The organism is Nocardia abscessus NBRC 100374 (assembly GCF_000308455.1).
GTDB classification, from domain to species: Bacteria; Actinomycetota; Actinomycetes; order Mycobacteriales; family Mycobacteriaceae; genus Nocardia; species Nocardia abscessus.
The window spans coordinates 43,547-70,417 of record NZ_BAFP01000006.1; the positions used below are offsets into that span (position 1 = coordinate 43,547).

At 69.4% G+C, this 26,871-nt stretch carries 25 protein-coding genes; 11 read left to right on the forward strand and 14 right to left on the reverse strand.

Annotated features, from left to right (window positions below; genetic code table 11):
* Window positions 1-20: 20 nt before the first annotated feature.
* Window positions 21-662 carry a hypothetical protein gene (locus ON19_RS01730; RefSeq protein ID WP_043685684.1) on the reverse strand — a complete coding sequence of 214 codons (642 nt, stop codon included), beginning with the start codon at window positions 660-662 and terminating at the stop codon, window positions 21-23.
* 190 nt (window positions 663-852) lie between these two features.
* On the opposite strand from ON19_RS01730, the gene ON19_RS01735 reads away from it, so the two are divergent.
* From ON19_RS01735 to ON19_RS01745, 3 genes are all read left to right on the forward strand, one after another.
* Window positions 853-1,185, forward strand: coding sequence for a YbaB/EbfC family nucleoid-associated protein (locus ON19_RS01735; RefSeq protein WP_063709377.1), 333 nt, complete (start codon window positions 853-855; stop codon window positions 1,183-1,185).
* Between the two features lie 13 nt (window positions 1,186-1,198).
* Window positions 1,199-1,807: a recombination mediator RecR gene (recR, locus tag ON19_RS01740; RefSeq protein ID WP_043685451.1), complete on the forward strand. Its 609-nt coding sequence runs from the start codon at window positions 1,199-1,201 to the stop codon at window positions 1,805-1,807.
* A gap of 109 nt (window positions 1,808-1,916) precedes the next feature.
* The gene (locus ON19_RS01745) at window positions 1,917-2,534 is read left to right on the forward strand and encodes a LysE family translocator (protein ID WP_043685453.1); all 618 of its coding nucleotides are present in this window, start codon (window positions 1,917-1,919) and stop codon (window positions 2,532-2,534) included.
* Window positions 2,535-2,540: 6 nt separating this feature from the next.
* Here the strand turns inward: ON19_RS01745 and ON19_RS01750 are convergent, their stop codons facing one another.
* Together ON19_RS01750 and ON19_RS39890 are read right to left on the reverse strand one after the other, a co-directional pair.
* Complete coding sequence (locus ON19_RS01750; RefSeq protein ID WP_043685456.1) at window positions 2,541-3,185, reverse strand: hypothetical protein; 645 nt, start codon at window positions 3,183-3,185, stop codon at window positions 2,541-2,543.
* Between the two features lie 9 nt (window positions 3,186-3,194).
* Entirely contained in the window at window positions 3,195-3,413 is a 219-nt protein-coding gene (locus ON19_RS39890; RefSeq protein ID WP_083899092.1) for a hypothetical protein, read from the reverse strand.
* Between the two features lie 304 nt (window positions 3,414-3,717).
* On the opposite strand from ON19_RS39890, the gene ON19_RS01760 reads away from it, so the two are divergent.
* Entirely contained in the window at window positions 3,718-6,747 is a 3,030-nt protein-coding gene (locus ON19_RS01760) for a circularly permuted type 2 ATP-grasp protein (protein ID WP_265336664.1), read from the forward strand.
* Window positions 6,744-7,658: a transglutaminase family protein gene (locus ON19_RS01765; protein WP_043685464.1), complete on the forward strand. Its 915-nt coding sequence runs from the start codon at window positions 6,744-6,746 to the stop codon at window positions 7,656-7,658. The genes ON19_RS01760 and ON19_RS01765 overlap by 4 nt, the downstream gene beginning before the upstream one ends.
* A gap of 9 nt (window positions 7,659-7,667) precedes the next feature.
* Here ON19_RS01765 and ON19_RS01770 read toward each other — a convergent pair whose 3' ends face one another.
* The 5 genes from ON19_RS01770 to ON19_RS01790 form a co-directional block, all read right to left on the reverse strand.
* Entirely contained in the window at window positions 7,668-8,378 is a 711-nt protein-coding gene (locus ON19_RS01770; protein WP_043685469.1) for a type 1 glutamine amidotransferase, read from the reverse strand.
* The gene (locus tag ON19_RS01775) at window positions 8,375-9,613 is read right to left on the reverse strand and encodes a MurT ligase domain-containing protein (RefSeq protein WP_043685472.1); all 1,239 of its coding nucleotides are present in this window, start codon (window positions 9,611-9,613) and stop codon (window positions 8,375-8,377) included. Before ON19_RS01775 ends, ON19_RS01770 begins: the two co-directional genes overlap by 4 nt.
* A 65-nt stretch (window positions 9,614-9,678) precedes the next feature.
* On the reverse strand, window positions 9,679-10,320 hold the full coding sequence (locus ON19_RS01780) for a pyridoxamine 5'-phosphate oxidase family protein (protein ID WP_043685477.1): 642 nt from the start codon (window positions 10,318-10,320) through the stop codon (window positions 9,679-9,681).
* A 72-nt stretch (window positions 10,321-10,392) separates the two neighbouring features.
* Window positions 10,393-12,168: a hydroxysqualene dehydroxylase gene (locus tag ON19_RS01785; RefSeq protein WP_051168440.1), complete on the reverse strand. Its 1,776-nt coding sequence runs from the start codon at window positions 12,166-12,168 to the stop codon at window positions 10,393-10,395.
* A gap of 165 nt (window positions 12,169-12,333) precedes the next feature.
* Window positions 12,334-13,284 carry an EamA family transporter gene (locus ON19_RS01790; protein ID WP_043685481.1) on the reverse strand — a complete coding sequence of 317 codons (951 nt, stop codon included), beginning with the start codon at window positions 13,282-13,284 and terminating at the stop codon, window positions 12,334-12,336.
* Window positions 13,285-13,394: 110 nt separating this feature from the next.
* On the opposite strand from ON19_RS01790, the gene ON19_RS01795 reads away from it, so the two are divergent.
* A complete protein-coding gene (locus ON19_RS01795; RefSeq protein ID WP_051168445.1) occupies window positions 13,395-14,330 on the forward strand; it encodes a LysR family transcriptional regulator in 936 nt (311 codons plus the stop codon).
* Between the two features lie 38 nt (window positions 14,331-14,368).
* On the opposite strand, the gene ON19_RS01800 is transcribed toward ON19_RS01795, so the two are convergent.
* Both ON19_RS01800 and leuA read right to left on the reverse strand, forming a co-directional pair.
* Window positions 14,369-16,018 (reverse strand): MinD/ParA family ATP-binding protein, encoded by a 1,650-nt coding sequence (locus ON19_RS01800; RefSeq protein ID WP_043685485.1) that lies wholly within the window; start codon window positions 16,016-16,018, stop codon window positions 14,369-14,371.
* Between the two features lie 264 nt (window positions 16,019-16,282).
* The gene (leuA, locus tag ON19_RS01805; protein WP_043685491.1) at window positions 16,283-18,076 is read right to left on the reverse strand and encodes a 2-isopropylmalate synthase; all 1,794 of its coding nucleotides are present in this window, start codon (window positions 18,074-18,076) and stop codon (window positions 16,283-16,285) included.
* A 271-nt stretch (window positions 18,077-18,347) separates the two neighbouring features.
* Between leuA and ON19_RS01810 the strand changes: the two genes are divergently transcribed.
* The 4 genes from ON19_RS01810 to ON19_RS01825 all read left to right on the forward strand — a co-directional run bounded on the left by ON19_RS01810 (window position 18,348) and on the right by ON19_RS01825 (window position 23,550).
* On the forward strand, window positions 18,348-19,115 hold the full coding sequence (locus ON19_RS01810; RefSeq protein WP_043685495.1) for a sulfite exporter TauE/SafE family protein: 768 nt from the start codon (window positions 18,348-18,350) through the stop codon (window positions 19,113-19,115).
* Between the two features lie 122 nt (window positions 19,116-19,237).
* Window positions 19,238-20,866: an alpha/beta hydrolase gene (locus tag ON19_RS01815; RefSeq protein WP_043685501.1), complete on the forward strand. Its 1,629-nt coding sequence runs from the start codon at window positions 19,238-19,240 to the stop codon at window positions 20,864-20,866.
* A gap of 76 nt (window positions 20,867-20,942) precedes the next feature.
* On the forward strand, window positions 20,943-22,562 hold the full coding sequence (locus ON19_RS01820) for a GMC oxidoreductase (RefSeq protein WP_043685505.1): 1,620 nt from the start codon (window positions 20,943-20,945) through the stop codon (window positions 22,560-22,562).
* Window positions 22,563-22,674: 112 nt separating this feature from the next.
* On the forward strand, window positions 22,675-23,550 hold the full coding sequence (locus ON19_RS01825; RefSeq protein WP_227954562.1) for an ion transporter: 876 nt from the start codon (window positions 22,675-22,677) through the stop codon (window positions 23,548-23,550).
* Here ON19_RS01825 and ON19_RS01830 read toward each other — a convergent pair.
* Window positions 23,528-24,739 carry a low temperature requirement protein A gene (locus ON19_RS01830; protein WP_043685703.1) on the reverse strand — a complete coding sequence of 404 codons (1,212 nt, stop codon included), beginning with the start codon at window positions 24,737-24,739 and terminating at the stop codon, window positions 23,528-23,530. The genes ON19_RS01825 and ON19_RS01830 overlap by 23 nt on opposite strands.
* Before the next feature lie 90 nt (window positions 24,740-24,829).
* Window positions 24,830-25,288, reverse strand: a complete 459-nt coding sequence (locus ON19_RS01835; protein ID WP_043685510.1) for an SRPBCC family protein — start codon at window positions 25,286-25,288, stop codon at window positions 24,830-24,832.
* Window positions 25,289-25,542: 254 nt separating this feature from the next.
* Here ON19_RS01835 and ON19_RS41285 point away from each other — a divergent pair, with 254 nt between their 5' ends.
* Entirely contained in the window at window positions 25,543-25,890 is a 348-nt protein-coding gene (locus ON19_RS41285) for a spore germination protein GerW family protein (protein ID WP_043685514.1), read from the forward strand.
* Window positions 25,891-25,967: 77 nt separating this feature from the next.
* On the opposite strand, the gene ON19_RS01845 is transcribed toward ON19_RS41285, so the two are convergent.
* Together ON19_RS01845 and ON19_RS01850 are read right to left on the reverse strand one after the other, a co-directional pair.
* Complete coding sequence (locus tag ON19_RS01845) at window positions 25,968-26,159, reverse strand: DUF1918 domain-containing protein (protein ID WP_043685516.1); 192 nt, start codon at window positions 26,157-26,159, stop codon at window positions 25,968-25,970.
* Window positions 26,160-26,223: 64 nt separating this feature from the next.
* Complete coding sequence (locus ON19_RS01850; protein WP_372478669.1) at window positions 26,224-26,802, reverse strand: TetR/AcrR family transcriptional regulator; 579 nt, start codon at window positions 26,800-26,802, stop codon at window positions 26,224-26,226.
* Window positions 26,803-26,871: the final 69 nt, after the last annotated feature.

Consider the following 26,871-nt stretch of genomic DNA (forward strand, 5'->3'; position numbering starts at 1 on the left):
GGGTCAACGGCGTCCGATGTTCAGCCGAGCGCGAAGGTCAGCAGCAGGGTGGTCTGGAACGCGCCGCGCCACCACGAGTAGCCGAACCAGACACCGGGGGTGACCTCCCGGATCTCGTCGTAGACCGGCGGCGTCGGGGAGGGCGTGTAGTCGAGCGCCCAGGCCGGCCGCCCGTCGGTCAGGGCGGGCGACGCGTAGACGTCGGCGCGCCAGCCCTCGACGCCCGCGCCGGTGAGGCGGTTCATCAGGTATCCGCCGTCCGGGCCGGTGTAGAAGGTCTTGCCGATCCACAGCGGGGGAGCGACGGCCTGCATGACCGGCGGGCGAGTCACCCAACCCGCTTTCACGCCGGTCGGAACGGTGCCCAGCGGCGCGTCGCGGAAGATGGCGTCCTGCTGTTCGGCCGAGCAGCGGAAACGCAGCGAGTCGATGGTCGCGGCCTTGTCGTCCGGGTAGAGAACGCAGCCGCTCCCGTAATCGGCGACGGCCGGTGTGGTCTCGACATCGATGACCTCTTGCGCGTCGACCTCTTGCGCGCCGATCACCTCTGTCGCGTCGATGATCTCCGTGTCCGCGGACACCGGACCGGTGCCGAGAAACAGGCCCGGAACCCCGAGCGTGAGCACCAGCGTGCTCAGGAAACGTGCACGGACTGCGATCATCATTGTCTCCAGATTTGCACACCGGTCTCGACCCGGTGTCGATGGTAAGGGGCTCTCGGTCGATCTCCATCGGAACTACCCAACCTGTTATCAGCCATGCGCCGCGCGCGCCGACCATCGGGCCGCGCCGAAAGCGCGGTGCGGCAGGACTAGGCTGGCCGATGACACCTTCTCCAGAGAGGACCCTCCCGTGCAGCCAGGTGGTCAGTTCGACATGCAACAGTTGCTCGCTCAGGCGCAGCAGATGCAGCAGGCGGTGATGGAAGCCCAGGCCGAGATCGCGGCGACCGAGGTGGACGGTGCCGCGGGTGGTGGGCTGGTCAAGGTCACCATCAAGGCGAGCGGTGAGGTGGTTTCGCTCACCATCGACCCGAAGGCCGTCGACCCCGACGACGTCGAGACCCTGCAGGACCTGGTCATCGGCGCGGTGAACGACGCGATGGCCAACGCGCAGCGCATCGCCGCGGAGCGGCTCGGACCGCTGTCCGGTGGCCTCGGCGGCGGTTCGCTGCCCGGTTTCTGAGCCGAGGTAGCAGTTGTACGAGGGTCCGGTCCAGGATCTGATCGACGAACTGGGCAAGCTGCCCGGCGTCGGTCCGAAGAGCGCGCAGCGCATCGCCTTTCACCTGCTCCAGGTGGAGCCGCCGGAGATCGATCGGTTGCAGGCCGCGCTGCAGAAGGTGCGCGACGGTGTGCAGTTCTGCGTCACGTGCGGGACGGTCTCCGACGGCGAGTTGTGCCGCATCTGCGCCGACCCGCGCCGGGACCGGACCATGATCTGCGTCGTCGAGGAGCCGAAGGACGTGCAGGCGATCGAGCGCACCAGGGAGTTCCGCGGTCGCTACCATGTGCTCGGCGGCGCGCTCGATCCGCTCAGCGGTATCGGCCCCGACCAGTTGCGGATCCGGGAATTGCTGGCGCGCATCGGGAATCAGGAGGACGGCGTCGATGTCAGCGAGGTGATCATCGCGACCGACCCGAACACCGAGGGCGAGGCCACCGCCACCTACCTGGTCCGCATGCTGCGCGACTTCCCCGGCCTGAGCGTGACCAGACTGGCCTCGGGCCTGCCGATGGGCGGCGACCTGGAGTTCGCCGACGAGCTGACCCTCGGCCGCGCGCTGTCGGGGCGGCGGACCCTCTAGGAGCTCTCGCTCGCTCCGGCGCGCGGTAACCCCACTCGGTCCGGTCTTCGCCGAACGCCTCTCGCGAGTAGGGGTTGCGCTGCGCCGGGCTCGAGTTACCGTGTCGGGGATGAGCATCGAATTCGTGTTGACGACGCTCGTCATCGTCGCCACGCCCGGCACCGGTGTGCTGTTCACGCTGGCGGCCGGACTGTCGCGCGGCGCGCGGGCCGCGGCGATCGCGGCCTTCGGCTGCACGCTCGGCATTGTCCCGCACATGATCGCGGCGATCACCGGTCTGGCCGCGCTGCTCAATGCCAGCGCGGTCGCGTTCCAGACGCTGAAGTACCTCGGCGTCGCCTACCTGGTGTACATGGCCTGGACCACTTTCCGGGACAAGGGCGCGCTCGCCGTCCCGGAGCCGACCGGGCGCACCGTGCCCTCGGCGCGGAAAGTGATCACCTCGGCCGTGCTGCTGAACCTCCTCAACCCCAAGCTGACCGTCTTCTTCTTCGCGTTCCTCCCGCAGTTCGTGCCCAGCGGCGCGCCGAACGCGTTGGCGCGCATGCTCGCGCTGAGCGGCATCTTCATGCTGGCGACCTTCGTGGTGTTCGCGGTTTACGGCGCTTGCGCGGCCGCCGTCCGCGACCAGGTCGTCTCGCGTCCCACCGTCGTCACCTGGATGCGCCGTGCCTTCGGCGCCTCGTTCCTGGCGCTGGCGGGCCGGCTGGCCATCCAGAATCAGTGATCGCGTTCATAGATCGACGCGGGACCAGGGTAGGCCGGGGAAGCGGGTGCGGTCGTCGTTGGCCCAGCCCCAGATGAGGGCGGCCACGGTGGCGGGGTCTGCGACGGTGGTGCCGAAGTGCTTGTCGGGGGAGCCGTCCCGGTATTCCAGGGTGTAGGCGCCGGAGTTCTCCCGATAGGTCTGGATGTAGAACTGCTCACCGCGTTCGACAACGAGATACGGGTTGGGCGCGCTCAGCTCCGGAATCCACTGCTCGATCAACGCTTCGGTCAGGTAGGGGAACTCGCCCGCGCCGCCGTGCGTGACGATGGCAGGCACGTGCCCGGCGGGATCGATCAACCAGGCCAGCTGCGGATCGTAGACGGCGTAGTTCAGCGGCGTGGCGAGTTCGAACAGTAGGTGCCGTGCGAAGCCGATCGCGTCGTAGGGACACGACACGTAGAGTGCCGCGCCGGTGGCGGCGCCGCCCACCGGCGCGGTGCTGAGAAAGTTGTCCTCCTCGGGCAACTCCGCGTTGCGTCTGTTCAGTTCGGCCGCGATCCCGGCGACCGTCCCCGACTCGGGGACGCCCTGCTGGGTGCTCAGGTAGGCGTCGACCTCCGCGATCGACGACGCGACACCGGACGGCAGCAACACGTGGTCATAGCTCACCCGGCCAGGCTACGGAACCGCTCGGGCGCGTCGGCGGACCGTGTCGTCGTCGGTGCATCGGCAGCCGCCCGCGAGATCCCGGCAATCGAGGACGAACGCGTGGCGGGCATGGGCGAGATCGAGGCAGTGCTCGTCGGTGCATTCGGCCATCCGGTGCGCGTGCACGATCAGCGTTCCGTGGCAGTGGTCGAATGCCGAGTCGCAGGATGAACAACCTGGTGTACGCATGTGACCTCCTGGCGAGATCGTTCGTCGTGATTCGGTGATACCACCGGCACGGCCGCTGCGGTGGGATCCGCGGCCCGTGTGTCGTCCGTATCCGGCGCAGGGGCAATCACCCAGCAACCGGCGCTGCTGCCGGAGCGGACACTGCCGGATCACCTGGATTCGGCACCGCGACGTGCGAAAATGGCCGCACAGCCCACCGATGCGATGCGTCGGGACGATCGGTTGGTTCCGGGTGCGAACCGTCCGGAAAGCGTTCGGCGACCGTGGGGCACGGATGCGGCGGAAGCGAGGTCGGCCGGTGAGGTTGCGCGACGAGCCGCGGGAGACCGCGGCCCTCACGACCGTGCGCGAGCAGTTCGCGCGCTACCGCACCGACGGCGCCGAGACCGCCGCCTACGACGAATGCGGCAGGCCCGTCCCGGGTTACCACGACGAACTGGTCGACGCCGAGGGCAACGTGCGCCGGATCTGGTCGGAACTGTCCGCCGACTTCGCCGAACTCGGCGGGGACGGCCTCGGCAGACTGGACAGCAGGGTGCGCAGGCTGATCGATGACGACGGCATCACCTACCTGGAGGCCGGCGCGCCGGCCGACGCCACGGCGCCGTCGCCGTGGCGGCTCGATCCGATTCCCCTGCTGGTGGCCGCCGACGACTGGATTCGGCTGGAGGCGGGGCTGGAACAGCGCTCGCGCGTGCTCGACGAGGTGCTCACCGATGTCTACGGCCCACGCAGGACGATCGGCTCGGGGTTGCTCGCACCGGAAGTGGTGTTCGGCCACCGCGGCTATATCCGGGCCGCGCACGGCATCACCGTGCCGGGGCGGCATCAGCTCTTCTTGCACGCCTGCGACCTCAGCCGCTGGAGCGACGGGCGATTCCGGGTGCTCGCGGACTGGGCGCAGGCGCCCGCCGGCGCCGGATACGCGCTGGCGGACCGCAGGGTGGTCTCGACCGCGATCCCGGAGTCGTTCGAGCACGCCAATCCGCGCCCGCTGACGCCCTTCGCCAGGGCGATGCGCTCGATGCTGATCGAATCGGCGCAGATCGGCGACGACGAACCTGTGGTCGTGGTGCTCAGCCCCGGCGTGCACTCCGAGACCGCGTTCGATCAGGCGTATCTCGCCTCCACCCTGGGCTTTCCGCTGGTGGAGAGCGCGGACCTGGTGGTGCGGGACGGTGCGCTGTGGATGCGGTCGCTGGGCACGCTGAAACGGGTGGACGTGGTGCTGCGCCGAGTGGACGCGGAGTTCTCCGATCCGCTGGACCTGCGGCCGGATTCGCACCTGGGCGTGGTGGGACTGGTCGAGGTGCTGCGGCGCGGCGCGGTGACGGTGGTGAACACGCTCGGCAGCGGATTACTGGAGAACCCCGCGCTGGCGGGTTTCCTGCCCGGGCTCTCGCGGGCACTACTCGGCGAGGACCTGCTGCTGGAGAGTGCGCCGTCGTACTGGGGTGGGCACGACCGGGAGCGGGCGCACCTGATCGCGCACCTGGACGGGCTGGTCCTCCGCTCGGCGGTCGACGGAGCCACGCTGTTCGGACCGGAGCTGAGCCGGGAGCAGCGCGACGAACTGAAGGCAAGGATCGGCGCGCACGGATGGCAGTGGGTCGGCCAGGAACCGGCGCAGTTCTCCGTCGCGCCCGCCGTCCGCGATCACGACGGGCTCGCCGCGGCTCCGGTCGGGATGCGCTTGTTCTCGCTGGCCCACCGCGGCGGCTACACCGTGATGTCCGGCGGTCTCGGCCAGCTGCGACAGCGCACGACCGAACGCGCCGCGATCAAGGTCGCCGCCAAGGACATCTGGGTGCGGGCCGCGCCGCAGGCCGCGGCAGCGACCAGCCCCGAGCCGCCGCGCGCGGAGCGGGAACGGCGCACCGCCCCGATCGTGGCCGCGATCAGCTCCCCGCGCGTGCTCAACGACCTGTTCTGGATGGGCCGCTACGGTGAGCGCGCCGAGGACACGGCGCGTCTGCTGATCGCCACCCACGAGCTCTACCAGGAGTTCCGCTATCGCCCCTGGCTGGAGGGCGCGCAAGCGCTGCCGGTCCTCTTCGCCGCGCTCGGCCGGACCACCGCCACCGCCGCACCGGCCGAGGGACCGTCCGGCCCGGAGGCGCACGCTCCCGCGCCGCAGCAGAATTCGTCCGACCGCGACATGCTGTCACGGTCGGGTGATGTGCCGGTCGCGCAGTACGGCGACGATCGGGCGCACACGGCGGCCGGATCGATCGGGTATGCCGATCACGAGTCCCTGGCCGTCCCGGCGCTGCCGGGTGCGGCCGGATCGGCGGAAGATGCCGCGCAGCCGCCGTTTTCCGGCGAACCTTCCGCTACGGAGGGCTCGGCCGCACAGTCGCCGAGAGCCGGAGCGCCGAAAGCAGAAGGTAACGAAACCGTTCAGGAGCGAGCAGAGTGTCGTTCCGGCGTGGCTCGGGTCGAAGCCGTGGCCAGAGCCGGTGCGCGACAATCGGTTACGGGCGGCGTAGAGGCCGTCGCCGAACGACCGGGTAGCGACGCGCCGACCGGCGCGTCCCGGGAGGGCCACGACTATCTCGTCGCCCTGACGATCGATCGGGACCTCCCCGGATCGCTGGCCTTCGCGATCGAGCGGTACGGCAACGCCGCGCGGGCGGTGCGGGACCAGTTGCCGACGGACACCTGGATGATCCTCGGCGCCATCGACCGTGCGCTGGCCTGCTACCCGGCCGCGGTGGACGACCAGGAAGCGGAGCTGTCCGACGTGCACGCACAGACCCTGGCCGGGCTGCTCGCGCTGTCGGGGATCGACGGGGAATCGCTGGTCCGCGACACCGGGTGGTACGTCAGGGACATCGGCAAGCGAATCGAGCGCGGTCTGGCCTCGACCGCGTTGCTGTCGGCCGCGCTGACCCAGCAGTATCCGGAGGAGACCGAGCGGGAAGTCACCGAGTGGGTGCTGCGCGCCACCGAGTCCTCGGTGAGTTACCGGCGGCGGCACCGGGATTCGGTGCGCATCTCCGACCTCGCCGAGCTCCTGCTGTTCGACACCGCCAATCCGCGCTCGCTGGCCTATCAGCTGGATCGGCTCCACGCCGACTTCCACGCTCTGCCCGGCGCCTCCGGCTCGTCGCGTCCGCAGCGGCTGCTCGCGGACGCGCGACGCATGCTGCGCCGCCTGGACCCCGACGACCTGGAGTTCACCGACGCGGACGACCGGCGCACCGAACTGGCCGAATTGCTGGAGGGAGTGCACTCGCGCCTGCGCAAGGTGTCCGAATCCTTCGAAACCACGACGCTGTCGCTCCCGATCGGCATCCAGCCGCTGTGGGGCAGCGCGCGGGTTGTCGAATGACCGGCCCCGACGCTGCGGCCCGGCGCTACCGGGTGGAGCATCGCACCAGATACGCGTACTCCGGGGAAGTCACCAGTTCGTACGGGCGGGCGTACCTGACGCCCCGCGAATTCCCCGGCCAACGACTGATCGCACACGACATCCGAATCGACCCCGCGCCGTCGGACCGGTCGGTCGGCGCGGACGTGTACGGCAATAGCACCTCCTACTTCCACGTCACCACCGAGCACCGCGCTCTGACGGTCGTCGGCGAATCGCTCGTCGAGGTCGACGCCCCCGGACACGATCGCGCCGCATCGGCCGCCCAACCTTGGGAGAAAGCGCGCCCCACCGGAGCGAACGGGCCGTTCGCGGTCGAGTTCGCCCTCGACCTGCACCCGCCGGAGATCACCGCGGACCTCGCCGCCTACACGGCCGAATCCTTCCCGCCGGGCAGGCCGCTGCTGGACGCGGTAGACGAGCTGAACACCCGCATCTACACCGACTTCGCCTACCGGTCCGGCGCCACGACGGTATCCACTCGGGTGGCCGACGTGTTCGCCGCCCGAGCCGGCGTCTGTCAGGACTTCGCGCGTCTCGCGGTCGCCTGCCTGCGCTCGCAAGGCCTCGCCGCCAGGTACGTCTCCGGCTACCTGGCCACCGATCCGCCGCCGGGGAAGGAGCGGATGGTCGGCGCCGACGCCACGCACGCCTGGGCGGCGGTGTGGACGCCCGGCATGGACGGACACGACCGGGCGGGCCACTGGATCGACCTCGACCCCACCAACGACCAGTTCGCCGACGAGCGATACATCACCGCCGCCTGGGGCCGGGACTACGCCGACGTCCCTCCGCTGCGCGGCATCATCTACACCGACGCGAAGGACAGCGTCATCACCGTCTCGGTCGACGTCACCGAGACCGGAGACTGATCACGCGGCTCAGGCGCGCAGGCGCTCGCGGCGCAGCTGGTCCACCTCGGGGAGGTCCAGGGGGGCCAGTTCGGTGCCGCCGAGGGCGCGCGTCAGCAGCAGGTCGGCGAGTTCTGGGTTGCGTGCCAGCGCCGGACCGTGCATGTAGGTGCCGATCACCGAACCCTGGACGACGCCTTCCAGCCCGTCGCCGACGCCGTTGCCGACGCCGCGGTTGACCCGGGCCAGGCCGTGCGCCTCGCCGCCGAGTTTCGTTCCGCCCCGGTGGTTTTCGAAGCCGGTGAGCGCCGCGGTGAGCCCGTCGAGCAGCGGTGCGGTGGTCACCTCGCCGATGGCGCGCTTGGCCTGCGGCGACGTGGTGACGTCGATCAGGCCGACGCCGTCCACCCGCTCGCCCGTCGAGGTCTCGTACCACTGGCCGAGCACCTGGATGGCCGCGCAGATCGCCAGTATCGGAGCGCCTTTCGCGGCGGCGCGCTGCAAGCCGGGATAGCGTTGCAGGTGCCGGGTGGCCAGCCGCTGGGCGGAATCCTCCGCGCCGCCGAGGGTGTAGATGTCCAGGGAATCCGGCACCGGCTCCGACAGCGTGATCTCGACGATCTCGGCGTCGTAGCCGCGCATGCGCAGCCGCTGTCGCAGCACGAGGGCGTTGCCGCCGTCGCCGTAGGTGCCCATCACGTCCGGCAGCACCAGGCCGATGCGCAGGGTCGATTCGCTCATGATGCCCGCTCCTCGAGGTCACGGTTGAGATCGCGGAACGCGGTGTAGTTCGCCAGCACTTCCACATGGCCGGCCGGGCACGACGCGATGGCGCGCACCGGATCGGGCACCGTGGTGTGCTCCACGCCCGCGTAGGTCAGTCGTACGGCGAGATCGGTGGCCCGCTCGCCGGCCGCCACCACCTGCACGCCTTCGAAGTGCTCGAAGCGCACGTCCCACAGCCAGGACAGGTCCTCGCCGTCGGGCACCTGGCCGTTCACGGCGATCACCAGCCCCGCCGAGGTCGGCTCGATCATCGATAGCGCCTCCTGCCACCCGGCTGGGTTCTTCGCCAGCAGCAGACGCGCGTCGTGCTCGCCGACCTGCACGGTGCGGTAGCGGCCCGCGATCTCACGCACCGTGCCCGCGGCCGCGACCGCCTGCTCCGCATCGGCGCCCAGTGCGACGGCCGCGGCCACCGCCTGTGCGGCATTGCCGCGATTGGCCCGGCCGGGCAGTGCCAGCCGCAACGGGAAGCGCACGCCGTCCGGCCCGACCAGATCGTCCCCGTCGAGCCACCAATCCGGTTCGGGGCGTTGGAAGTCCGCGCCGGTACTGCGCCAGTGCGTCCCCTCCCAGACGATCGGCTCGCCGCTGCGGGGGCAGCTGGTCGCGTCCATCGCCCAGCCGCTGCCCGCGGACACCCACACCACGTTGGGATGGTCGTAGGCGATCGAGGTGACCAGCACGTCGTCGCAGTTGGCCACCACGACGGTGGCGGGATGCCCGGCCAGCCCGGCGCGCAGCTTGCGCTCGATCATGTTGATCTCGCCGACCCGGTCGAGCTGGTCACGGCTGAGGTTCAGCAGTACCACCGCCGAGGGGTTCAGCGAATCGGTGACGTGCGGCAGGTGCAGTTCGTCCACCTCGATCGCGGCCAGCGGCGCGCGCCGGTGCGCGTTGAGCGCGGCGACGATGCCCGCGTCCATGTTCGCACCGTCGGCCTGGGTCGCGACCGTGCCCAGCGTGCTGAGCGCGGCGGTGGTCATCCGCGTGGTGGTGGACTTGCCGTTCGTGCCGGTCACCAGCACGGTGCGCCGCTGCCGCCCCAGCTGGTCCATGACGGTCGGATCGATTTTCAACGCGATCAGGCCGCCGATCATCGAGCCCTTGCCGCGACCCGCCTTCTGCGAGGCCCAGGACGCCGCGGCCGCCGCCGCCAGCGCGAGCCGTCCACGCACCGATATCTCTGCCACGTCGCGAGTCTATGTTCGCCCCGCGATCCGGGCGCGCCGCGGTCGGGTGGCGTGGGCCACGCGGCTCAGCCCTGGTAGAGCTTGGCGGCGTAGTTCTCCGGGGAGTAGTAGCGCTCCAGCTCCTCCACCGTCTCGGTGACGTTCGTCTGCACCTCTTTGACCAGGCAGGCGGCGCTCGGCAGAGAGTCCTGCGGCCACTGTTGCGGCTCCCACAGGTGGCTTCGCATGAACGCCTTGGCACAGTGGAAGAAGATCTGGTCGATGTCCACCTCGACGGCGAGGATCGGGCGGTGCCCGCGCACCACCATGTCGTCGAAGTACGGCGCGTCGCGCACCAGCCGCGCGCGGCCGTTGATCCGCAGCGTTTCGCGGCGGCCCGGAATCACGAACATCAGCCCGACGTGCGGGTTGGCCAGGATATTGAGGTAGCCGTCGGCGCGCCGGTTACCAGGGCGCTCGGGAATGGCGATGGTGGTGTCGTCGAGCACCCGCACGAATCCGGCCGGATCGCCTTTGGGGGAGGCATCGCAGTTGCCGTCCGCGTCGCTGGTGCTCATCACCAGGAACGGCGAGGTGGCGATCCACTCGCGGTCCCTGGCGTGCAATGCGGCTCGCTCCTTGGTCGCGGCGCGCGGCATCACCGCGCCGAGCAACTCCCGCAGGTCCGTCGGGTCGGTGATCTCGTTCGGGCCGGTGCTCTCGCGCATGATTCGATTGAAGCACCGTCCGCAAGGGCGGGGCGATCGAATTCCGGTCCGCCGAGGGGATATGAATCACGTTCAGACGGGCATGTCGAATATGTTCGGCTGTCCGGCCGCGTAGCGGTCGGCGTCGATCCGGCGCAGCGGTTCCAGTTCGGGCGCGCGGAACAGGGTGTACATCCGGCAGCGCTCCGCGTTCGAACCGGACACCTCCAGTAGCGCGTTCACCGCGGCGCGCGCGGATTCGTTGGCGCCCTCCATGGTGGCCAGGTCGACGTTCGTGCGCACGTAATCGCCTGCCAGGAACAGGTTCTCCAGTGCGCCGTGCGGTTGCGGACGGTACTCCCACGACCCGGCCGTGTTGATCAGCAGCGGGTCGGCGTTGGCGTTGCGCCGCTGCCCCTCCTGCCAGGTGATGCCCGGGTCGAGGAACCAGGAGTGCAGGTCGGCGTCGCGCAGCACCTCGCTGCGGTCGTCCAGGTGGGCCCGGATCTGCGCCCAGGTCTCGCGGGCGATCTCCTCGTGCGTGCACTCCTTGGCCGGTTTGCCGAACAAGATGCCGGGGGTGTTCCAGTCGGAGATGTCCACCGACAGGCAATCCTGCACGCTGCCGTCGCCGAACTCGGGCAGCTTGCGGCGCCACAGCTGGTTCTGGCTGATCGAAGTGAGCGACCACGGCGCATCGATGTAGGCGGTGTGGCCGCGCGAGATCTCCGCCGGTCGGCGCAGATAGAACTGGATGCCGTTCATCCAGTCGGTGAAGAGGTTGTCCATCGCGGCCAACTCGGGCTGCACGGCGAGCACTTGCGGCGACCACAGGGTGCGCGCCCGTTCGGCGGGCAGCGCGACGACGAAGTAGTCGGCCTCGATCGTGCGCTGTGCGCCGGTCTCGTCCAGGATGCGGGCCGCGGTGATCCTGCGGTCGCGCACCTCGAGTTCGCGCACCTCGGCGCCGAGCACGAACTCCGCTCCGAGTTCCCGGATCCGCCGCATCCACGGGTCGATCCACACCGCGTTGGTCGGACCGTTCAGCACCCGGTCGAGGCCGCCGTCGTTACCGATCTCGAAGGGATTGCCGAGGAACTGCTCACCCATCGTGCCGATGGTGCGCACGCTGGCCACGTTCTCCTTCGCGGCGACCATGATGCTGGTCAGCGTGCGCGAGAGCAGCGCGCGGAACTCGTGCGAGCGCGCGTGACCGCCGACGAAATCGTGCCAGGACGTGCGTTCCCACTGTCCGAGGCGGCGGGCGTCGCAACTGGTGTTGAAGACCAGCAGGCGTTCGGCGAAGTAGATTCCCTCGTCGGCGGGCATTTTCAGCGCGGTGGACAGCCCGGCGCCGAGCGTTTCACGGAAGGCTTCGGGGTTGAAGCCCGAGCGGGCGCGCGGGCCGAGCGGGACGCGGAAGTCGTCACCGCCGCGTCGTGCGAATCGTGCCTCCGGCACCGCGACGAGGTTGTCCCAGACTCCGTTGGCGTTGCCAGGGAAGGGGATTCGCCGCATGGTGTCGGGCACGTGCTGATAGAAGCCGGGGAAGAAGCGAAAACCGTGCTCGCCGGGCAGATCCGGCCGTCCCCCCGCTCCGGTGCCCGGTACGCCGACGCTGCGGGCTTTGCCGCCCCACGCGCGCTTTTCGTAGACGGTGACCTGGAATCCGCGTTCCGCCAGTTCGTGCGCGGCGGTGAGGCCGGCGACACCGCCGCCGAGCACCGCGACCCGTCGTCCGCCGGGATTCGCCGCGGCCGGTGTCGGTAGCAACGCACCCGCCGTCAGCGCCCCCGCTGTAGCCACCCCCGCTGCGACCGTGTTACGAAGCAGTGCTCTTCGCGATACGGTCCATCGATTTTCTGCCATGCGCCGCTCTGCTGCCTAGAACCGGGACCAACCTCCACGCCGGGCACTACTTTAAGGCGGCAATTCGAACATCTCGCACCGACCCCGCAAAGCGATCGGTGCGCTCCGCGGAATCTGCGCGACCGAGCACACACGGGGTGGCCGGATCGAGGCGTGACCGCCCGTTCAGGCCGGGCGGCCGGAGCCGGCCGGCGCGGGGGTGCTCGGTGTCCCGGTGCGGACATCCGTCGTCGCCGCACGCGGCCTGCTCGACGTGGCGGCGAACGCGCCCGCCAGCACCACGACGCCGCCGACCAGCGACAACGGGGTCGGTGTCTCGTGGAGGACAGTCCAGGCCGCGGCGATTCCGACGACCGGAACGAGCAGCGAGAACGGCGCGACCAGACCTGCCGGATAGCGCCCGAGCAGGTAGGTCCACAGTCCCGTGCCGACCACGGTGGCGAGGACGGCGATATAGGCGAGCGCCAGGAGAGCGGGCAAACCCTCAGCTGTGAACGACTCGGCCAAGGCGCGAGCGCCCGTGGTCGGCCCTTCGGCGAACAGGGACAGCGCGAACAGCGGCACCGGCGGGACGGCGGTCGTCCACAGCATCAGGTGCAGCGGGTTGACGCCCGGGGACTCGGTACCGGCCAGGCGCGCGCCGATATTGCCGAAGGCCCAGCCGAGCCCGCCCGCGAGGGTCAGCAGCACGGGCAGCAGCGCGGCGTGTTCCAGTCGGTCCCAGCCGATCAACGCCATGCCCGCCACCGCGACGGTGATGCCACCGACCTGCACCGGACGCATCCGCTCGCCCAGCAGGAGCGTGCCGAGCAGCACGGTGAACGGCGCGGAGGATTGCAGCACCAGCGAGGCGAGTCCGGTCGGCATGCCCACCCGCATCGCGGTGAACAGGAACGCGAACTGCAGGATGCCGAAACCGGTGCCGTACAGCAGGATCCAGCGCATTCGCACCGCGGGACGCGGGATGAACAGCAGGGCGGGGACCGCGAGCACCGCGAAGCGCAGTGCCGCGAAGAAGAACGGCGGGAAGTGGTCGAGCCCCACCCGGATGGCGAGGAAATTCAGTCCCCAGAGCAGGACGACGGTCAAGCCGAGCAGGCGGTCGCGGTTGGTCACATCCTCATCGTGCGAGTTGCTAATGATCAGAACAATCGAATAATTATTTACTGATGATGTAGCGTTGCTTAATGGATTTGAGCTCCGCCCCCGCCGCTACCGGCCCGCCCATGGCGCTGGAACGGCTGCGTGTGCTGCGTGAACTCGCCGATCGGGGCACCGTCGCCGCTGTGGCCTCGGCGCTGTCGATGACACCCTCTGCCGTCTCGCAACAGCTCAAGGTGCTGGCCAGGGAGGCCGGGGTGGCCCTGCTCGAACCGGACGGCAGACGGGTGCGTCTCACCGACGCGGGCCGCGCCTTGGTGGTGCGCGCCGACGAGGTGCTCGCCGCCATGGACCGCGCGGTCGCCGAGATGGCGCACTACCGTGGCTCGCCGCGCGGGCGGGTCCGCGTCGCGGTGTTCCCCTCGGGTGGTGCGTTGCTGCTGCCCCATGTGCTGCCCGGCATGGTGGACAGCGGCGTGGAGGTGATCGCGCGAGACGAGGACGTGCCCCCGTCGGAGGTGGCGCGCCTGCTCGCCGACTACGACGTGGTCCTGACCCACCGCGACGAACGCGCCGCACCGATCGCCGACCCGCGCGTCTCGACCCGGGTGCTCATGCGCGAGCCGATCGACGTTGTGGCCGCCCCGACCCATCGGCTCGCGGGCCGTTCGGCCGTCGCGCCGGAGGAATTGGCCGACGAGACCTGGCTGAGCGTGCGGGGCGGTTTCCCGGTCGACGACGTGCTGCGCTCGATCGCCACCGTGACCGGCGTCCAGCCGCGGATAGCGCAGCGCCTGAACGATTTCCGCGTTATCGAGACACTGGTGGCCACCGGCTACGGCGTCGCGCTCATGCCGCGCTACGCCGTGGGACACCCCGCTCTCGCGGTGCTGCGGTTGTCGGGCGTGCGTGCCGCCCGGATGTACGAACTGGTCACCCGCCCGCGGGTCGATGCCCGTCCGGCGGTCGCGGCCGTGCTCGCTGCTTTCGAATCGGCCGCCGCGATGGCGACCGCCGACGCGGGCACGGTGAGCGGAAAAGACACCGCCGCACGAGGATGACCCCCGGGCGGCGATGTCGAGTCGGCTCTGCGAACCGATCAGAATCCTTGCGGCGGTTGGTGCTGCCGGTAGGGGTGCTGGGTCTGCGAGCTGACGTAGCCGAAGTCGTCGGCGACCATCGCCGCCAGCTCCAGCAGCGCCCGCCGCGTCGGCTTGCTCACCAGCTCCAGATCGATCTCCGCGCCCTCGGCGAGGTGGTCGTCGAACGGAACCACCTGCACCGCGCGGGTGCGGTCGAGGAACAGCTTGCGCAGCTGGTCGAGATCGACGGTGGACGCGCCGCGCCGGGAAGCGTTCACCACCACGACCGTTCGCTCCACCAGCTTGCCGTAGCCGTGGTGGTCCAGCCAGTCCAACGTCGCCGACGCGCTGCGGGCGCCGTCGATGGCGGGCGAGGTGACCAGCACCAGCGAGCTCGCCATATCCAGCACGCCCGCCATCGCGGAGTGCATCAGGCCGGTGCCGCAGTCGGTCAGGATGATGTTGTAGAACGACTGCAGGATGCTGATCGCCTTGCGGTAGTCCGCTTCGCTGAACGCCTCGGAGACCGCCGGATCCTGTTCACTGGCAAGCACTTCCAAGCGGCTCGGCGCCTGCGAGGTGTGTGCCCGCACGTCGGAGTACCTGGTGATGTGCTGATCCTCGAGCAGGTTGCGCACGGTGGAGCGGGTCTGGCGCGGCACCCGGTGGGCGAGTGTGCCCAGGTCGGGATTGGCGTCGATCGCGATGACCCGGTCGCCGCGCTGCGAGGCGAAGGTGGAGCCGAGACCGACCGTGGTGGTGGTCTTCCCGACGCCGCCCTTCAGCGAGAGGATCGCGATCCGGTAGTCCCCGCGCACCGGTTGGTTCACCCGGTCGGCGAGATCCTGGTAGACGATGTCGGCCGCCGACTCGCCCGGGTTGATCATGCCGCCGGACGCCTTGTGCACGGCACGGCGCCAACCGCTGCGCGGCGCCCTACGGGCCCGCCTGAGCAGGTTCAGATCGTTCACCGAATGCCCCGGCTGGCCGGGCTGCGTCAGATGCTGCGGCTGGAACGGCTGCGCGGGCTGATGCGGATTCGGTCCACCCGGCCAACCCGGCCCGTCCTGCCAACCCGGCCCTTGCGGTTGCCCCATCGGCGGGGGTGGCGGTTGATAGGCGGGCGGCGGAGGCTGATGCGTCACCGGCGGAGGCGGCGGCGCCCAGCTGTAGATCGGGCCGCTGGGCTGATCGGGTTGCGGCGCAGCGGATTCGGGCGGCCCGGAGTCCACGGGCACCCGCCGGACCAAGCCGTCGCCGCCGATCTCCTGGCGGTACTCGCCGTAACCGGGATTGGGCCCGTCCGGCGGCGTGGCTATGGGGTGGCTACCGCTGTGACTCGGCGGCGGCTGAAATGCGCCGGTAGGGAACGGCTCCCCCGGAAAGGGCGACGGCGGCGGATACGCGCCTGCGCTCGGCGGGGCGTACGAACCGTACGGCTCGGCAGGTCCGGCTGGTGGGGGAGCCCAGGACTGCGCCGGTACGGCAGCCTGCGGATAGACCGTGGTCTGCTCCGTTGAGCCGTGTGGCTCCGGCTGTTCGGGCTGCGCGTCCGGCTGGGCAGGCCCATCCGCCACGTCGGCTTCCCTCGCTTCCGCGCCGCCGACTGGTTCGGCCGACGGGTCGGTAGCCGATGACTCCGCGTCGCTGACTTCGGCCGTATCCACGGAATGACTCTGCAGCCAGGGCGGAGAGGTCGGATTGTGGTCGTTTGTTGTCACGGTTCCCCCATCTGCTCGGGAATTCGAGCAGAGAGCTCGGCGCTTGGAGTGCGAATCCAACGCTAGCACGGGGTTCGCTACGCCGTGGCGCGGTGCATGCCGGAGGTGGGGAGCGATAGGGCCCCTGACAAGCGGTCTGCGCCAGCAGGATCGGGCGCCGCGCGGTGGAACCGTCGCGGCGCCCGTCCGAATGGGTTGTGAGATGCGCTGTCAGTGCGACCGGTTCACCGCCGACACCACCGCGCGCAGCGACGCGGTCGTGATCGAGGTGGCGATGCCGACGCCCCATACCACCCGGTCGCCGATCGCGCACTCCACGTACGCGGCGGCCTGCGCGTCATCGCCCGCGGACATGGCGTGCTCGGAGTAGTCCAGCACCTCGACGTCGAAGCCGACCGCGGCGATCGCGTCGACGAACGCCGCCAGCGGTCCGTTGCCCTTGCCGGTGATCTCCTGCTCGACACCGTCGACCTTCACCACGGCCACGATCGAGTCGACGCCGCCGTCGGTCTCCGACGCGGTGACCCTCTGGCGCATCCGCTCCAGCGGGCGGATCGGGCTCAGGTACTCCTCGTGGAAGACGTCCCACATCTCCTTGGGCGTCACCTCGCCGCCCTCGCCGTCGGTGATCTTCTGGATCGCCTGGGAGAACTCGATCTGCAGCCGCCGTGGCAGCGCCAACCCGTGGTCGGTCTTCATGATGTAGGCCACGCCGCCCTTGCCGGACTGCGAGTTGACCCGGATGACCGCCTCGTAGGTGCGGCCGACGTCCTTCGGGTCGATCGGCAGGTAGGGCACCTCCCAGGTGATGTCGGCGACATCCGACTCGGCGGCGTCGGCCGTGGCCTTCATCGCGTCCAGGCCCTTGTTGATGGCGTCCTGGTGGCTGCCGGAGAAGGCGGTGTAGACCAGGTCGCCGCCGTACGGGTGACGCTCGTGCACCGGCAGCTGGTTGCAGTACTCGACGGTGCGGCGGATCTCGTCGATGTCGGAGAAGTTGATCTGCGGGTCGACGCCGCGGGAGAACATGTTCATCCCCAGGGTGACCAAGCAGACGTTGCCGGTGCGCTCACCGTTGCCGAACAGGCAGCCCTCGATCCGGTCGGCGCCGGCCTGGTAGCCCAGTTCGGCTGCGGCCACCGCGGTGCCACGATCGTTGTGCGGGTGCAGCGACAGCACGATCGAGTCCCGGCGGGCCAAGTTGCGGCTCATCCACTCGATCGAGTCGGCGTAGACGTTCGGGGTGGCCATCTCCACGGTGGCGGGCAGGTTGATGATCAGCGGCTTCTCCGGCGAAGGCGCGATGATCGCGGAAACCGCGTCGCAAACGTCCTTGGCGTATTCCAGCTCGGTGCCGGTGTAGGACTCCGGGCTGTACTCGTAGCGCCAGTTGGTGTCCGGGTAGCGCTTCTCGGTCTCCAGGCACAGCGCGGCGGCGTCGGTGGCGATCTTCTTCACCGCGTCGCGATCGGCGCGGAACACCACCTTCCGCTGCAGGATGGAGGTGGAGTTGTAGAAGTGCACGATGACGTTCTGCGCGCCTGCGCAGGCTTCGAAGGTGCGTTCGATCAACTCCGGACGGCACTGGGTCAGCACCTGGATGGACACGTCATCAGGGATCGCGCCGTCCTCGATGATCTCGCGGACGAAGTCGAAATCGGTCTGGCTGGCCGAGGGGAAGCCGACCTCGATCTCCTTGTAACCCATCCGCACCAGCAGGTCGAACATGCGGCGCTTGCGGGCCGGGCTCATCGGATCGATCAACGCCTGGTTGCCGTCGCGCAGGTCCACCGCGCACCAGCCGGGCGCCCGGTCGATGACCCGGTCCGGCCAGGTGCGGTCGGGCAGCGTGATCGGCTCGACCTCCTCGGCGAACGGCCGATAGCGGAACGTCGGCATCGAGGAGTTCTTCTGTTTGTTCCACCCGGGCTGGTCGGCGGGAGCGGGCTTGCTCGGTGCCGTGATCGTGCGGGTGGTGGATACGAACGCGTCAGCAGGGGACATGGGGGTTTCTCCCGAGGATGTCGTTTTTCCCAATGGGCTGGGTCGACCGGCGCGGCAAAACCCCGCGGCGGGAGCCGGTCCGATCAGACCCCGTCGCGGCGGTCGAGAAGAAGTGCCCGCTGCATGATGTCCGAGAGTTTACCGTGCCGCCCTACCGTCGGGAAGTGAGGTCCCGTCGTCGGGTGATCCGACGATCCGGCTACCGTTCGGTCCTGGCAGTGGACAACGCTGGTACGGGCCCGGTGCCCGACTGGACGTCGAAGGATTGGCTATGACCTGGCTGGAGCAACTGGCCGTCTTCGGTGCCGGCATCGCGGCGGGCGGCATCAACACGATCGTCGGCTCGGGCACGCTGATCACCTTTCCCGTACTCCTCGCGTTCGGCCTGCCGCCGGTGACGGCGAATGTGTCCAACACCATCGGTCTGGTCCCCGGCTCGATCAGCGGCGTGCACGGGTACCGCCGCGAACTCGCGGGCCAGCGTGACCGGCTGACGCGCTTGGGCACGGCCTCGCTGCTCGGCGGCATCACGGGGGCGGTGCTGCTGCTCGTCCTGCCCGCCGGTGCGTTCAAGGCGATCGTGCCCATCCTGATCATCGTGGCACTGGTGCTCGTCGTCGTGCAGCCGCGGCTGGCGAGCTGGGTCAAGCGCCGCAGGGAGAACGACGGCGCCCCGGTGCCGGAGCACGGCGGTCCCATCCTGTTCGCCGCGGTCTACGCCGCGGGCGTCTACGGCGGGTACTTCGGCGCGGCCCAGGGCGTGCTGCTGATCGGGTTGCTGGGCGTTTTCGTGCACGACGACATCCAGCGCCTCAACGGCGTGAAGAATGTGCTGGCCCTCATCGTGAACGCGGTTTCGGCGCTGATCTTCATCGTCCTGGCGGACGTGGACTGGCGTGCGGTGGCGCTGATCGCGCTCGGCTCGATCATCGGCGGGCAGCTCGGAGCGCGGATGGGCAGGCGGATGCCGCCGACCGCACTGCGCGCCGTCATCGTCGTGGTCGGCCTGATCGCGGTGATCCGGCTGGTGACGTCCTAGCAGGGCGGTCCGATGGCACTGTGCACTGGGCGGGTGCCGGGAGCCCGGGTAGTGCCGCCAGGAATCTCAGGGTCGGATGTCAATCCTCAGGGGGACGACGGCGGCCCGGCGCGGGGCTCAGGATGAGTGCCGTGCCTAGCTGGAAGATCGTCATCGTCGCCGCGCTCGCCGGGCTGCTACCCGCCGTGAGCGGCTGCGCCGGACCGCCGAGCCGACACGAATCGGCGGTCGCGGACCTGGTCGCGCAGGCCGACGCGGTCCCGACGCCGCAGCTGGACTGGGCGCCGTGCGCCGAGCCGGGGCTGAGTCGATTCCACTGCGCGACCGCGCAGGTGCCGGTGGACTACGCGCATCCCGACGGCCCGACCCTCGGGCTGGCGGTGGTGCGGCAGCAGGCCACCGACCCGCAGCGGCGGATCGGCACGCTGTTCTCCGCCGTCGGCGGTCCGGGCGGTTCGGGACTGCGCTGGGCGGCGGAGGGGGAACTGGTCGGCGGCGAACTCGCGCGCCGCTTCGACGTGGTCACCTTCGACCAGCGCGGGGTCGGCCGCAGCGGGCAGGTGCGCTGTTTCCCGGACGCCGAGCAGCAACGCCGGTTCTGGACCGGCGCGTTGCTGCCGCCGGCGAATCCGGAGCAGGAGCGCGCGGCCGACGTGGCCGGCCGCGAGCTGGCCGCCGGTTGCGCGGCGCACGGCGGCGCATTGCTCGGGCACCTGACCACGGTCGACGCGGCGCGCGATCTGGACCTGCTGCGCCGGGCCGTCGGCGATCCGCAACTGACCTACGAAGGCGGCTCCTATGCGAGCTATCTGGGGCAGGTATACGGCGCGCTGTTCGGCGATCGGGTGCGTGCGCTGCACCTGGCGTCGATGATCGACCCCGACACGTACACCAACGACACTCGAAGCGGCATCGAGAGCGCCACGGCCGGGACCGAAGAGGTATTCGGTGAATTCCTCCGGCTGTGCGCGGAAGCGGGCCGGGCGGGCTGCGCGTTCGCCGCGCAGGCCGGCCAGAGCGGTGCCCTCGTGCAGGGCGGCGCGGGCGACCTGGTCCGCCCCGCAGATCTCCGGGCGCGCAACGACGCTGTGCTGCACCGTCTTCGCGCGGCGCCCCTGGTGGTGGGGACCGGCGAGCGGGCGCGGACGCTCACCTACAGCGAGGTGCTGTCGGCGCATGCGCTGCTGCTGTACGACCCGAAAGAGGGCTGGCCCGCCCTGGCCCGACTGCTCGCCGAACTGGAGCGCGGCCCGGCGGGCGACCCCGACGCCGTGCGAAAGATTCTCGCCGCCACCGCGCAGCCGAACGACTTCCTCGACTCGTTCACCGCTATTTCCTGCGCCGACAACTCGTTTCCGCGCGATTCCGGTCAATGGACCGCGCTGGCAAGTGATCTCGCGAGGGTCAGTCCGACCTACGGCGCTTTCTGGCTGTCGCTGCGCCGAGCGTGCGCGTCCTGGCAGTCTCCGCCGGAGGGATACGCCCAGCGGTATACCGGGCCGTGGATTCTGCGGTCGGACACCCCGGCTCTGTTGGTCAACAACCGATTCGACCCGGCCACTCCGCTCAGCGAGGCGCGGCGCGCGCAGCAGGAATTGGTGAACGCCCGGTTGGTCGTCGTCGAAGAGGGATACGGGCACACTCCGCTCAACGACTGCACGAGGAAGCTGCGCGAGCGCTATCTCGTCGACTTGCACCTACCGGCGCCCGGGGCGACCTGCCGCCCGGACGAGCTGCCGTTCGGTCGATAGCCAAAACGGATATCTGTTCACAAAACGGGAATACCGGTAATCTGCGCACGCTAAGCCTGATGATGGAAGGTGACCGGTGCGTAGACGTGCCCTGTTCAAGGCGGCGGGCACGGCCGCCCTGCTCGGTGCTGTGGGATCGATGGCGGGAACGAACGTGGCGTCCGCCGACCCGGTTTGGGAGGGTTTGTTCCGCACCTGGGTGCCGGAGATCTTCGCCCCGATTCCCGACCCGCCGCAGCACTCGCCCGCGATCGTCATCGGCTCGGGCTTCGGCGCCGCGGTGACCGCGTTGCGCCTGGCCCAGGCCGGGATCGCGACCACCGTGCTGGAACGCGGTTCGCGCTGGCCGAACGACCCGTGGCGGGAGATCTTCACCGGCGACGACCTGCCCGACGGCCGCGGCTTCTGGCACCGCACCCAGTTCACCGGCGTCACCAAGGTGCCCATGCAGTTCACCAGTTTCGGTGGGGTGCTCGACTGCACCGAGTATCCGGGCATCGACGTCTGGCGCGCGGCCGCGGTCGGCGGCGGCTCGGTGATCTTCAGCGGAGCGATGATCGCCCCGCAGCGCCGCTTCTTCGACCACGTCTTCGGCGGCGCCGTCGACTACGGCGAGATGGAGCGCGTCTATTACCCGCGCGTGCGGGAGATGCTGCGGCTGAGCCCGATGCCGGCCGACATCTACAACTCCTCGCCGTTCGCGCATTCCCGCGCCTGGGACGACCAGGTTCGCAAGGCCGGTTACCAGCCCCAGGCGAACGACTCGATCTTCAACTGGGACATCCTGCGCGGCGAACTCGCCGGTGCCACAAGGGCTTCGGCCACCGCGGCCAGGAGCAACCTGGGCAACTCCAACGGGGCGAAGTTCGACCTGAATCAGAATTACCTGGCGTCCGCGCAGGGCACCGGCCGGTGCGGGGTCTTCCCCGGCCACCGGGTCGACGCCATCGCACAGGAGTCCGGCGGCCGCTACGCGGTCACCGTGGCGAAGCTCTCGCCGATCGGTGACGTGCTGGGCACCCGCACCCTCACCTGTGATCGGCTCTTCCTCGGAGCGGGCTCCATCGGCACCTCCGAACTGCTGGTGCGCGCCCAGGCCACCGGTGCCTTGCCGAACCTGAACGAACACGTGGGCGACGGCTGGGGCACCAACGGTGACGTGGTGCTCGCCCGCGGCGCCAGCGCGCTGGCCGGTCACGGCCAAGGCGTGCCGAGCGCGAGCCGGATCTTCGACGAGTCCGGCGTGCCGCTGACCCTGGAGAGCTGGTACATCCCGGGGATCCCGTTCGAAACCGGCGCGCTCGCCTCGCTCGGCATGGTGCTCGACCCGACCCGCACCCGGTTCGGCTACGACCGGGCCACCAACCGCGTCGGGCTGAGCTGGTCGACCAAGAACCGGGACGACACCGTGGCCGCGGCCCGGGCGGTCGACCGTCGGATCGCCGAACGAGCGGACGCCCTGGTCGAGTACAGCGCCCTCGGCTACGACGCGAACGCCCTGTTCACCGCGCATCCGCTCGGCGGAGCGGTGCTGGGGCGGGCCACCGACGGCTACGGCCGGGTGCACGGTCATCCCGGCCTCTACGTGATGGACGGCGCCGCGATACCGGGCAGCACCGGAACGGTCAACCCGTCGCTCACCATCGCCGCGCTGGCCGAACGCAATATCGAGGCGATCGTTCGCTCCGGTCGCTGACCGATCCGGCGCCGGGCGGGACAGTCCGCTCGGCGGGGTATCGCCATCCGCGCCGAGCGCGCTTTCCGCGTACTAATGTCGGCGGCACCGTTCGGCGTCGAAGGGATTCGCAGTGTCCGCTCCCACTCCCAGCTCGGGCATCGAGAGTTCGCCTGTCGACAGATACGGTCTGCGGGAACCTTCGCAGCCGCAGGACTATCCGCGCAAGCCGCCGATGCTGTGGACGGATTTCCTGATGCTGGCGCTGGCCATCGTCTCCGTGGCGTTGGTGGCGTGGATCACCTTCTTCCCGGTGTCCGGGCAGACCTATCGCGTGATCGTGGTCGTCGACTGGACGTTGTGCGCGGTGTTCGCGATCGAGTTCGTCTGGCGCTGGCGCCGCGCGGGCTGGCCGTGGACCTTCCCGTTCGTCTACTGGTACGAGGTCCTCGGCATGATCCCGGTGACCAGCCCGTTCTTCCGCGGCTTCCGGCTGCTGCGGATCGTGGTGATCGTCGTCCGGCTCGCCCGGGTGGCCGACCGCGTGTTCGGGGACCGGGTGACGGCCGCTGTGGTGAACCGGTTCGTGACGACCATCGTCGACACCATCCGCCGTCCGATGACGATCGCGGTGATGGACGAGGTGGCGCACGTGCTGCGCACCGGGCACTACACCCGCAACATCGCGGCCGCCCTGGAGGAGAACCGCGCCGAACTGGACGAGATGATCCTGGAGTTGATCAAGAAGGACCCGCGGGCGGGCCGAGTGCGCTACATCCCGTTCCACGACGAGATCATCCGGCTGATCGCCGACACCACCTTCCGCATCGTGTTCCAGGTGCTGGAGGATCCGCGCACCGACGAACTCGTCGCGGATGTGTTGCGGGAGAACATCGATCAGATCCGCGACGCGGTCCGCGACGGTGTCCGGGTGCCGCCGTCCGCGTACGGGAGAACACCCGACGAGGACTGCGTGCGGCATCGCGTCAATCGGCTACCGCGTGCCTGATCGCGTCCCGTGGCTGCGCCAAACGCACGGTCTCCCAAGCGATCAGCGCGACGAGAACGAGGCACAGCAGCGACAGCGACGCCAGCGCGGGCAGGGCGCAGGCCAGCGGGATGAGCGCCAGCAGCACCACCACGGCGATTACCCGCGGCACCGTGATGGTGCCCGTGGCGAAATGCTTGAAGCCCACCAGCGCGATCAGGTACAGCACGACGCCGCCGTACAGGGCGTAGAGCGGAATTCCGTACAGCGGGTCCTTCAGGGTGTGGTGTGAGGAGTCCCCGACGTAGTAGAGAACCTTTTTCAGCCCGAGCGACAGCGCGATGATCCCGACGATCATCGGAAAATGCCAGAAGGTGTAGGAACCCTGCGCGATCTTGATCTGCCGCTTGCCCTCGGCGCGGACGAGTTCGTGCTCCACCGCCAGGGCCGCGACGTCGAAATACGCCCACCACAGCAGACCGGAAACGGCGAGGCCGAGCAACGAGCCGAGCGCGATCGGCCAGGAGATCGGCAGACCGGCTACCCCGATGCCGATCGAGACGATCGATTCGCCGAGCGCGACGATGATGATCAGCCCGTAGCGCTCGACGAAATGCCTCGCCGAATTCAACCGCCAATCGGTGCCCGCGAACAGCGTCCAGAGGTAGTCGCCCGCGATCGCGGCGATCCACAGGGCGATCTGCGCGGTGCCCTCGGTCAGCGCGGCGACGACCAGCAGCGTGGTACCGAGGGTGATCGAACCGAGCGCCCAGCGCAGCAGCTGGCTGCGCAATTGCGGGTCCTCGGCACTGGCCAGCCAGTACATCCCGACGTGCACCAATCGCACGATCAGGTACGCGACGGCGAAGACCAGGGGCCCGAACCATCCCCCGGGTATGTCGTCGAACGCCTCGGGGATGGTGAGCGCGGCGAGGAACGCGCCGCCCATGGCCGCGAACATCGCCACCCGTGCGATGCCCTCGTCGGCGCGAACGACGTTGCCCAGCCAGGAGTAGGCGATCCACAGCCACCACATCACCGCGAGCACCAGCAGCGCGCGCAGCGCGTTCTTCGCGCTGGTGTCGTCCGCGATCAATCCGGTGACCATGGTGAACGCGAAGACGAGCACCAGGTCGAAGAACAGCTCGAGCTGGGTTACCGAGCCGTCTTGGGCCATCGGCTGGAACCGCGCTCGTTTGGAACCGATCATGCCGCTCATCGTCGCACCTCGGCCGGTTCGGCGCCGGTTCGCTGCCGCGCCCGCCCGCCCATTTCGCGCAGAGCGCAGCAGCGCCCGCGGCTACACGGGTAGGTAGGTCTCCGTTTCGGGGAACCGCTCGGCGAAATCGATGAAACACTCCACGACCACTTCGTTGGCCTTGCGGAAAGTGCGTTTGAGCAGAAATCCCGGAACCGGGAGGGGCAGATAGAGCTCGACGTGGTACCAGACGTGCGTGCCGTCCACGCTGTCGGACACCTCGAAAAAGCCGCCGCCCCGCACACCCCGGGTGCTGTCGGCGACGATCCAGGAAGACCGCTCGTCGGTCCAATCGTATTCCAGTACTTGCAGATCCGAGCTGCCGAGCAGCTCCGCCGCGAGAAAGACGCGCCGCGGCCTGCGCCGTGCGTCGCGGGTCGCGACCCGCACGTCGCTGTAGGCGGTCGACCATTCCGGAAGCGATTCGACCGCCGTGAGAGCGTCCATGACCTGTTCGGGATCGGTGTCGACGAAGAATCGGATATCCGTTTTGGTGCGCATGGCATACCTCCGACCCCCGGATGGACAAGTCGGCCCGATTGTCTCCGCGATTTGTCCGGTTCGTCAACTTGACTGTGCCAGGCGGAATCTCGGCTAACCGGATAACATGTCGTTATCTGGTCGAGATCGGCGATCGGCAACCGCGGGAACATCTTCCGGGTGGAAGGAGGGGGTCGAGTGGGGCCTCGCGCGCCTACGATCGGAGCCGAATGATCGTCGGTATCCGATGCCGTCGGTCCGGTCGGGAGGTTGCCATGAAATACGCCGAACTGCTGGCGCAGACACGGGACGCGATCACGGTGCGCCGGGTATACGGAGAGCCTTACGAATCCGGCGGGGCGACGATCATTCCCGCCGCCGCGGTCGGTGGCGGCGGGGGCGGGGGCGGCGGTACCGGGAACGGTCCCGACGGGGAGGGCGCGGGCGAAGGCGCGGCGTTCGGAGTGGGCGCCAAGCCCGTCGGCGCATTCGTGCTGCGCGACGGTGAACTCACCTGGCACCCGGCCGTGGACGTCAATTCGATCATCGAGATCGCGAGCAGGGTGCTGATCGCGGCGATCGTGGCTTTCGCGCTGACGCGCTGCGGCCGACGACGCGCCTGACCCGCGGCCGGACGAAGTTCGTCAGCTAGCGCCGGGTTCGAGCGAAGGCAGCGCCTTCGCTCGAACCGGCGTGACGTTCATTCCGACGTGGCGGGCTCGACGATCGCGTCGGGCCCTGGATACACCAGCGACTCGCGACCGTCGGAGAACCGCACCACGTACGGTGGCGTCCCGTCCGGTCCGCGGACCTCGATGATCTCGGCCAGGTGATCCACTTCTCCCACCACGTGCCCGTGCACGCAGAGTCGATCTCCTACATGTGCCATCATCGCCCCATTATCGAACGGCAGTGCTGCGCGTCACAACCATTCGCGGTAGGTCGCGCGTGGCGATTCAGTCCTCGGAGCCGATGACGCGCTCGACCGCGGCTTCGATCAATTCCCGGCTCTGTTCCTCGGTGAACACCTCGGGCAGTGTGAGCCGATCGACGATCAGCCAGTTCAGCGCGAGGTAGAGCAGCAATACCGACTTCTCGTCGCCGGGCAGGCCTGCGGCCAGGTGGTTGCGCACGTTGTACTCGATGTCCTCGCGCACCCGGTCGGTCAGCACCGCGCGCAGTTCCGGTCGCCGCGTCGCCTCCAGGCGCAGTTCCAGCAGCGCCAGGTAGCCGGTGCGGAACGCCTCGATGCGCCCGACCGTCTCCCGCATCAGTTCGATGATGTTGGCGCGGGTCTTCGGTCCGCCGGTCAGCTTGGCCATGGTGGCCTCGCTCGGCTGTAGCCGCTCGTAGAAACGGCGGCCTGCCTGGGTCAGCAGGTCGTCGCGGTTGGCGAAGTAGTTCGATGCCGTGCCCGCCGGTACGCCGGCCTCCTTGTCCACCGCGCGGAAGGTCAGTCCGCGTGCGCCGTCGCGCGCGAGGACTTCGATCGCGGCGTCGACCAGCGCCTGTCGCCGTTCCGGGTTGGTCCGCACTTGACACCACTCCATTCGTAGTACTACATTTCAAATCACTACAGACAGAGTACAACGTGTTGGGCGGTA